6 protein-coding genes and 2 tRNA genes are annotated in these 8,712 nt (G+C 42.8%); 1 reads left to right on the top strand and 7 read right to left on the bottom strand.

Annotated elements, in window-relative coordinates; all coding sequences use genetic code 11:
* Positions 1-50: 50 nt before the first annotated feature.
* The 5 genes from AC4PL9_RS09195 to AC4PL9_RS09175 all read right to left on the bottom strand — a co-directional run bounded on the left by AC4PL9_RS09195 (position 51) and on the right by AC4PL9_RS09175 (position 4,633).
* A tRNA-Leu gene (locus AC4PL9_RS09195) sits at positions 51-135 on the bottom strand.
* A gap of 42 nt (positions 136-177) precedes the next feature.
* Positions 178-250, bottom strand: a tRNA-Gly gene (locus AC4PL9_RS09190).
* A 156-nt stretch (positions 251-406) separates the two neighbouring features.
* Positions 407-1,969 carry a DUF1501 domain-containing protein gene (locus tag AC4PL9_RS09185; RefSeq protein ID WP_491604457.1) on the bottom strand — a complete coding sequence of 521 codons (1,563 nt, stop codon included), beginning with the start codon at positions 1,967-1,969 and terminating at the stop codon, positions 407-409.
* A gap of 13 nt (positions 1,970-1,982) precedes the next feature.
* On the bottom strand, positions 1,983-3,617 hold the full coding sequence (locus tag AC4PL9_RS09180) for a DUF1800 domain-containing protein (RefSeq protein ID WP_491604456.1): 1,635 nt from the start codon (positions 3,615-3,617) through the stop codon (positions 1,983-1,985).
* An 80-nt stretch (positions 3,618-3,697) separates the two neighbouring features.
* Positions 3,698-4,633, bottom strand: coding sequence for a sulfatase (locus AC4PL9_RS09175; protein WP_491604455.1), 936 nt, complete (start codon positions 4,631-4,633; stop codon positions 3,698-3,700).
* 83 nt (positions 4,634-4,716) lie between these two features.
* Between AC4PL9_RS09175 and AC4PL9_RS09170 the strand changes: the two genes are divergently transcribed.
* Complete coding sequence (locus AC4PL9_RS09170; RefSeq protein ID WP_491604454.1) at positions 4,717-5,667, top strand: PorP/SprF family type IX secretion system membrane protein; 951 nt, start codon at positions 4,717-4,719, stop codon at positions 5,665-5,667.
* Positions 5,668-5,693: 26 nt separating this feature from the next.
* Here AC4PL9_RS09170 and AC4PL9_RS09165 read toward each other — a convergent pair whose 3' ends face one another.
* Positions 5,694-7,469 (bottom strand): acyl-CoA dehydrogenase FadE, encoded by a 1,776-nt coding sequence (locus tag AC4PL9_RS09165; protein ID WP_491604453.1) that lies wholly within the window; start codon positions 7,467-7,469, stop codon positions 5,694-5,696.
* A 43-nt stretch (positions 7,470-7,512) separates the two neighbouring features.
* Positions 7,513-8,694: an acetyl-CoA C-acyltransferase gene (locus AC4PL9_RS09160; protein ID WP_491604452.1), complete on the bottom strand. Its 1,182-nt coding sequence runs from the start codon at positions 8,692-8,694 to the stop codon at positions 7,513-7,515.
* Positions 8,695-8,712: the final 18 nt, after the last annotated feature.

The raw sequence follows: 8,712 nt of genomic DNA, 5'->3' as shown, positions 1-8,712 counted from the left end.
TTAAACACTGAAGTTTAAAGGGTTTTGACTTTATTTGATTTCTCAAATAGTACTCGAGGCGGGACTTGAACCCGCACGCCCAAAAAGAGCACAGGATTTTAAGTCCGGCGTGTCTACCAATTCCACCACTCGAGCATTTGATTTATCGGACCGATAAATCAAGGTAGTATCGCTATGAGCGGGAGACGGGATTCGAACCCGCGACCCCAACCTTGGCAAGGTTGTGCTCTACCAACTGAGCTACTCTCGCTTGTCATATTTCAAAAGTCTTTCCAACTCGCTTGTTTCAGACTCGAAGGTGTGTTTAACGTTGTTAAAGCAACACCCCAAACGCATTTCGTTCGGGGTGCAAATATAGCATTTTTTTTAATTCTTGTTGCTGTCCACAAAAAATTTCGGAAAAATATCAACGTCCTATTTTTTGGAAACGACCTTTTACTGAACCCGATGCTTTTTCGATCAGGTAGAAGTAGTTCCCGGCACGTAGGTCATTGACCTCTATTTTTACATGATGTTCGTTTGTTCCCAGTTGTTTACTGAACTCATTTCGGATGACTCTTCCATTCATGTCCAGAAGTGTAAGGGAAACCTGCTCGTTTTGAGAGGTGAACACGATAGTGGTAAACTCAGAACACGGATTCGGATAACAGTATGTTCCCTGACGAACTAAAATATCCTCTTCAATACCAACCGGACCATTGCAGGATCGGGCAATAGGTATCAGGTTTACCTGGTGTTCAAATAAAAATTGTACCTCTGATTCGGCAACCTGAAACCAATCGTGAAGAATGGAGGCATATACGTCACGGAAATCATATTGAACATCAATTCCTTTCTGATTGATAATCTGATCGGGGATGTCCGGGTTGTCTCCATGAACTGCGCTGTCAATGCAGGAACCAAAGACAAACATAGGAGCAGCATCGCCGTGATCGGTACCAAAACTCGCATTGGAGGCAATTTGTCGTCCGAATTCAGAGAATGTCATTCCCAATACACGTTCTTCAATCCCTAACAGGGCCAAATCGTCCTGGAATGCGGCAACGGCATCCGAAAGTGTTTTCAGTAACTGGGCATGAACCCCGTTTGCAACATCATCCTGAACAACCTGTCCATCGTGCGTATCAAAACCGGTCATATTCAAAATATAGACCTTGGTTTTTAGCCCTCCTGAGATCATTTTGGCAATATTCCGCAAATGAACAGCTAGTGCACTGGTTTCGTCATAGAGTGTTGATAATGAATTTCCCGCCGCTACGGCATCAGAAACATGCCCTCCGTATACATTGGACTGATTAATAATCCCTTCAATGTAGGCGAGATGATTTCCGTAATAACTGTTTTCGGGGTTCGAAATATTGGTTCCCAAATCAGCATTATTTGTCGGATCCTGTACGGCCAGAGAGTAATTACTGACAATTCCCTGACAGGTGGTAGAAACTTCATACCCCATACTGATTGCAAACGGATGGGGATAATCCTCATTGGGATACCCGACAGGATAATCCGGGTTATAGCTGTCAAAATAGCGTCCGAGCCATCCCGTATCCGTACTTCCGCCAATATTTCCGGATGTCCAGATATCCATCGACTTAAAATGGGAACGGTTTTGTTGTTCGTATCCTACATTTTGTAGAATGGAAAGTTTCCCGTGGTCAAACATCGAAGCCATTCCTCCCATAGAAGGGTGTAGCCCCAGATAACCTGTTCCCAGACCGATGATGTCATTTTGCGGAATCAGTATGTTTTCTCTTTGGATAACAAGGTTGTCATACTTATCCAGGGGAATTACCATATTCAGCCCGTCATTTCCTCCGTTCAGGCGAATGAGAACCAGAACGCGGTCTTCCGCATTTTTCGAATAATTAAATAACTTTTTTAGTACGGTATTCATCTGAACTCCCTGAAAAACAAACGGAACTCCGATGGCACCCAACGATGTGGTCTTAACAAAATCTCTTCTTTTCATAGCTCCGTAGTTTTTAGATGATGTGGAATTCAGGCATTTTAAACAAGTTGAGAAGGGTAACCCTCATCTGGTTTTTGATAACATTGGCATTGGACTGATTTGAGGGATCAGCTGCATAGGTATCATACGCCGTAGTCCAAACCGAAGAACCAAAACCTCCGTTCAATTGGTTGGCAAGAAAGTTACGTTGTGTTGCAGAAAGTGGTTTACAACAATAGAGTAATTCAAGCTCTTTAATGACTTCAACATCATCGTTCGGATAGTCAAATGAATCCAGAAGACTTAAAACATCAATGGGAAATTGCTGACCATTTGCGTCAAGCCCATTGTACAAAGCATAATAGGTATATTCTACACGTTTTTTTATGGTTGCAGCATTGATCCACATCTGGCTGAACCCGGGAGACTGGTAATATGCCGTCCACCCGGCAACCTGAGGAGGAGCAAAGTAGTGCATTCCGATATTTTCAGAAATCCATCCGAAAATCAGGTGCATCTGGTACGTTGTCGGCAGGTCAAAATTCATTTGTGAACCGGAAGAGGTGTACATAGATACCATATATTCCACGGGGTTCTTAATAATAGTTCCCCGTAAGGCAATTGAATAGAAATGTTCACTGCGCAAAAGAAGTGACATAACTGGTTCAATGTCGTAATTATTAGCGATTAGTTCTGTTGCCATTTCTTCAATGATCGTGGCATTAACCTCCGGAGTTAAATCGTAATTGACAAACCACCGGTACAGCTTTCGGCAGATAAAACGGGCAACTTCGTCCTGCTGAAAAATGATGTCGATAAGTGCACTATATTCTCCGGTATCTGCATTATTAATGACGGCATTTCCGAATTTTTCGGATAATTGCTTGGTGCCGGGATCATGGAGGATCGCGTAAAAATTACTGCCGACAAGGTTTCCTGATTGTGACAGGTAATTTTCTACAACCCATCCCGTAAGAATGCGCGCAATCTCTGCAATGTCATCCTCTGTGTAGTTGGTATAATCTCCTTCTCCGATTTGAGGTCCTTTTCCAATGGTGTACAACTCCAGTAACTCCCGTGCATAGTTTTCATTCGGGCTGAACTGGTTGTTGGATGCTCCGTTCAGAAACACCAACATCTGGGGATTAATAGTAATATCCTTGATTAACTGACGGAAATTCCCAAGACAATTATCCCGCAAAAGCTGAATATAATCGTAGGACATTTTGGGTTCATTATCATACGTAACCGCAAAGTGGTTTTGCCAGAACAATGTCATTTTTTCCCGAATGCTCAGATTGGGTTCGAACAGGTTTTGAGAAATCCATCCGAAAAGAGAAGCGAAACGGGTAACAATGGTCGGTTGCTGATCTCCTGCGGGCATATATTCGTTGACCCAGCTTTCCCCGATAGTGGAAATCGCATCGTCGGTGGAAAAGGTGAGAGGAAGTGTATCGGTTACAGGGGTAAGAAGTGTATCAACCGTATTGTTCATTCCGTTTGCCACAGCGTCCAGAATTTGCTGGCGCGTAGGACCAAATAACGTTCTGCGTAATAAGTGAGCCGCTTCTTCCTTTGTCCAGGGTCCGGTGTAAGGAACGAGCGAAAGAACCTCGCCGCCTCCCGTTTCATTTTCCGGAATAGGACGCATAGTAGTTTGCGTGTTCATATTCTTGGGTTTTGAGTTCTAAATATATGAAAACTAATCCATCACCCAAAAAACGAACCGATAATTGCTAAAAATAGTTTTTACCGGAATAATTCGTCCATAACACAACCTTGTGAAGTGGGGATACTGAATCCAAGTAAACGGGCTACCGTAGCCGAAATATCAGTAAGTTCCCGCGGAAAGTCGCTTTTGACATCTTTTTTGAAGTCCGGACCGATGCCCAACAGGAAAATGTGTCGATTACTTTCCGTATTAGCTCCGTGTGAAATAAACCCGTCTTTGTATCCATCGGCATTTCGCCCGTGATCATTTGTAATGATCAAGGTTGTTTTGTCTTTCATTTGCGGATTATTCTGAATCATATCCCATATTTTCATCGCGTACAGATCTGATTCTTTAATGGATTGAATATAACGATCCCAGTTACCGCCATGTGCCCAGGAGTCCGGTGCCAGCAGGTTAATAAGTGTAAGGGTAGGAGAGTAGGTTCCCAAAACGTGATGAACTTGTTTCATCGTTTGGGAATCTTTTGTGTAATCAGCTCCGTTTCCATTTCTTCCGCAATACACATGTGGTGTATACAGGTCTTTCCACTTTTTATGTTTGGTATTACCCAAAATAGATAGCTTCCCTTTGCTGGAGATAATCCAGAGTTTATTTTTATCCACCCCTTTTTCTTTCATGAGATATTGAAACATGGAAGGGTATCTAGGAAGTTGCTTTCCATCGTTAGAAATACGCTGATTCACACCTGTGGTAATAGCCGTGTGTCCGGCATTCGTTGTTGTACGTGGCGCATTTGCACGAAAATTCGTATAAAGCACACCTTGAGGTGCCAGTTGATTACAAATATTGGGAATATTGGAGCAGGTAGTATCACCAAATGTTTCCGAATAACGGGGGCCATCGATAATAAGAATAACCACGTGTTCTGTTTTAAATCCTTTTGAAGGAAGGGTTTGAGCATCAGAGAGTAAGAGGGAGAAAGAGAAAAGAAAAGTGAGAAAAGCTCTCATGTGTGAAAAATTTTTGGATAAAGATACGTAAATATTGAGCTATCTTTAGCACTTAACCTTTTTAGAGACATACCGTGATGAAGATGAATTACTACGAAAAGTTATTGAAAAATGTTTTTGTTCTCCAAACGACCTTTGCAAAAGGGGTTGGATTCTTATTTATTCTGTGTACAAACCTTTTAGTTGTGGCTCAGCAAGAGCCGGTTTTCAGTCTGAATGAAAGCAATCGGGGCTACTTTAACCCGGGAGCTACTGCTATAGCGGATAAGTATTTGATACACACTCAATATCGTAATCAGTGGATAGGGTTTGGGTCCGGGAACCCCCGGACATATTTATTTCAGTACGAGATGGATATAAACCGGATTAATTCCGGGATAGGAGTCGTTGCTATGCGTGATGAAATAGGGTTTAGTATTAATCATAAGATAGGTTTGAATTACAGGTACACTTTTGCGTTGGGAAAAGAAGCAAGCTTGTCTCCCGGATTGGGAGTTCTCTGGTATAAAAGAGGGCTGAGTAAAGAGTTTGTTGTTCCGCAAACGGTAAATGATCCTTATGTACAGTTTGAATCGTCAACGGTAAGTGTCAATTTCGGTTTGTATTTCCAGTGGAGAAAGTTGAACGTTGGGGTAGGAGGTCAACATCTGAACACATTATTCAAGAAGGGGAGAGGCTTTTATACGAACCTGATAGCCGATTATACCTTTGATCTGGGGGATAAATTTAGTTTGATTCCTACGGCTTTTCTACTGACAGATTGGGTAAAAACGTCTGTTTTTGTTGCTGTGAAAGGGATGCACTTTAATCGTTTCTGGTGGCAGGCAGGTTATCGTTTCTCAGGGAGAACACTTAGCGCAGGGGCAGGCGTTCAGGTGTGGAATCGTTTGTTTATTGGAGCAGCTTATGAATATTCGTTGTATGATATGCTGTCTTCTGTCAGACATACCATAGAAGCGACTCTTTCGTTTCGGATTCAAAAACCCGGAAAAGTAAAAAGCCCGCCTGTTTCAGGTGAAACAAACGGACTTTAACAATCAACGTGCTATGATTGATTCTGTTAAAAACAGTATTTATTAGCTTCAATTGCTTTCAGTGCAATTTTCTGTCGTGCTTCTTTGGTATTAAACGGTTCTGTTTTCGTAAAACGCTTCAGTCCCATCAACATCATTCGAAGTTCGTCTCCTTCCGCAAAAGCATTGAGCGCATCTTTTGCCGATTTATTGATTCGATCAGCAGAATCTACGAAGTATGTTTTCACAATGGCGATTTCTTCTTCGCAGGCATCCGCTCCTTCTTTGTCGATCTTTTTCTGAACGCGCAATAGTGCTGACTCAGAAGCGTACGTCCACATAGACATGTCTGCAATGGCCATAAGTACTTCCTGTTCTTTGGCAAGCGTTGTCATTAGCTTTTGAACAGCAGAACCTGCTACCATAAGAATTGTCTTTTTGAAGTTCTCCAGATACAGGTGTTCATTGGCAAGAGGTCCCTCCGGAAGTTCAGGAGTTTCAGGGATCGACATTAATTCTCCGGCTACTTTCATAGCAGGTCCCATAAGGTCTAGTTCACCTTTCATCGCACGTTTCAGGATCATATCTACCGTTAACATACGGTTGATTTCATTCGTTCCTTCGAAGATACGATTGATACGGGAATCGCGATAAGCACGTTCAATATTGGATTCGGCCGAATATCCCATTCCTCCGTGAATCTGAACTCCTTCATCTACAACATAATCCAATGCTTCTGATCCCAGAACTTTTAGTAAAGCGCACTCTGCTGCGAACTCTTCAATTCCTTTCAGGGTTGCTTTTCCTTTTTCCATTCCGTCCGCAATGAGTTGTTCGATTGCGTCGTCAATATTTTGTCCGGCACGGTAGGTTGCAGATTCAGTAACATAACAACGGATTACCTGCTCCGCAATTTTGGAGCGTATAGCCCCGTATTTTGAGATCGGACGTCCGAACTGCTCGCGTTCGTTCGCATAGTTAACAGAAAGAGTTACTGCTTCTTTGGCGCCACCCAAAACTCCGGCTGCTAATTTAATCCGCCCGATGTTTAGAATGTTCAAAGCGATTTTGAATCCGTTTTGACGTTCTGAAAGCATGTTTTCAACCGGTACTTTTACATTGTTAAAAAATACCTGACGGGTAGAGGAACCTTTGATCCCCATTTTCTTCTCTTCCGGATTCAGAGAGATGCCTTCGGAATGCGCATCTACAATAAATGCCGTTAGTTTTTCGTCCTCGTCAATTTTTGCAAAAACAGTAAAGACATCAGCAAACCCCCCATTGGTGATCCACATTTTTTGTCCGTTGATGATGTAGTTTTTTCCATCCTCAGAAAGCACCGCTTTTGTCTTCCCTGAATTGGCATCTGATCCCGATCCCGGTTCAGTAAGACAATAAGAAGCTTTCCATTCTCCTGAAGCTAATTTGGGGATGTATTTTGCTTTTTGTTCTTCTGTACCATAATAGAGAATAGGTAACGTTCCGATACCGGTGTGTGCTCCAAAAGCAACAGAAAAAGAATGTCCTTTTCCTAATGCTTCGGTAGCCAGAAGAGAAGTTTTGAAATCTACCCCCATACCTCCCAAACTTTCAGGAACAGATAGGCCGAGCATTCCCAGTTCTCCTGCTTTGTCCAGTATAGATTGCATCAATCCTTCTTCCATTTTGTCAATAGCATCCAGATTGGGTTCTACCTCTTTTTGAATAAAGTCATCACACATTTGTGCGATCATATTTTGTTCTTCTGTCCATTCTTCCGGTGTGAAAATATCTTCCGGGTTTGTTTTTCTGATGAGGAATTCACCTCCTTTTATAGCTTTCATTTTTATCGGTTTTACTATTGGTCACTCTGTTTATTCATCAGGATTAACGAAGCAATTCAAATACTCCTGCTGCTCCCTGTCCGGTTCCGACACACATGGTTACAACACCATATTTCTGATTGCGTCGACGGAGTTCGTTAAGAATCTGAACCGTTAATTTAGCTCCGGTACATCCCAGCGGGTGCCCCAGTGCAATGGCTCCTCCATTTACATTAACAATATCCGGATTTAACCCGGTTTCACGGATGACAGCCAATGATTGAGAAGCAAATGCTTCATTTAATTCAAACAGGTTGATGTCATTCAATTGCAGTCCGGCAGCCTTAACAGCGGCAGGGATAGCATCTACAGGTCCTATTCCCATAATTCGGGGAGGGACTCCGACAGCCTTGTAAGAAAGTAATTGCGCAACCGGCTCCAGATTTAATTCTTTCACCATGGTTTCGGACATTACCAATACAAATGCAGCTCCATCGGATGTTTGTGATGCGTTACCGGCTGTTACCGTTCCATTGGCCGCAAATACAGGTCTGAGTCTAGATACTGCTTCGAAATTTGTTCCGGCGCGGGGGCCTTCGTCCGTGTCAACAATATAGGATTTTACCTGTCTTTTTTCTTGTTCATCCAGAAAGATATGTTCTACTTCAACCGGGGCGATATCTTGTTTAAATCTCCCTTCAGCAATTGCGTTTAAAGCTTTTTCATGCGATTTAACCGCAAAATGATCCTGCTCTTCGCGGGATACCTTATATTCTTTGGCAACCGCTTCTGCTGTAAGTCCCATTCCCCAATACCAATCCGGGTTTTTCTTACCTACCTTCGGATTCGGAACAATACGCCATCCTCCCATTGCCATAACAGACATGGATTCGGCTCCTCCGGCAATAATACAGTTTGCCATTCCAGCTTCTATTTTAGCCTGAGCAATAGCAATGGTTTCCAAACCGGAAGCGCAATACCGGTTAACTGTCATTCCCGGAACCTTATCCGTATCAAGTGACATTAGTGAGATCATACGTCCGACGTTAAGTCCTTGTTCTGCTTCGGGAGTTGCGTTCCCGACAATTACATCATCCACACGTGTCGGATCGAGTTGAGGTACAGAATCCATCAAATGACGAATTACCGAAGCGGCTATGTCGTCAGGGCGTGTAAATCGGAACCCGCCTTTTCCTGCCTTACCGACAGCTGATCGAAATCCTGTTACTATATATGCTTTTTCCATTTCTTGAAATTCATTTAA

The sequence above is a fragment of the Wandonia sp. genome, from assembly GCF_984588085.1.
Note: the sequence above shows the minus strand (reverse complement) of the source record. Positions and strands in the feature narration are given on the sequence as shown.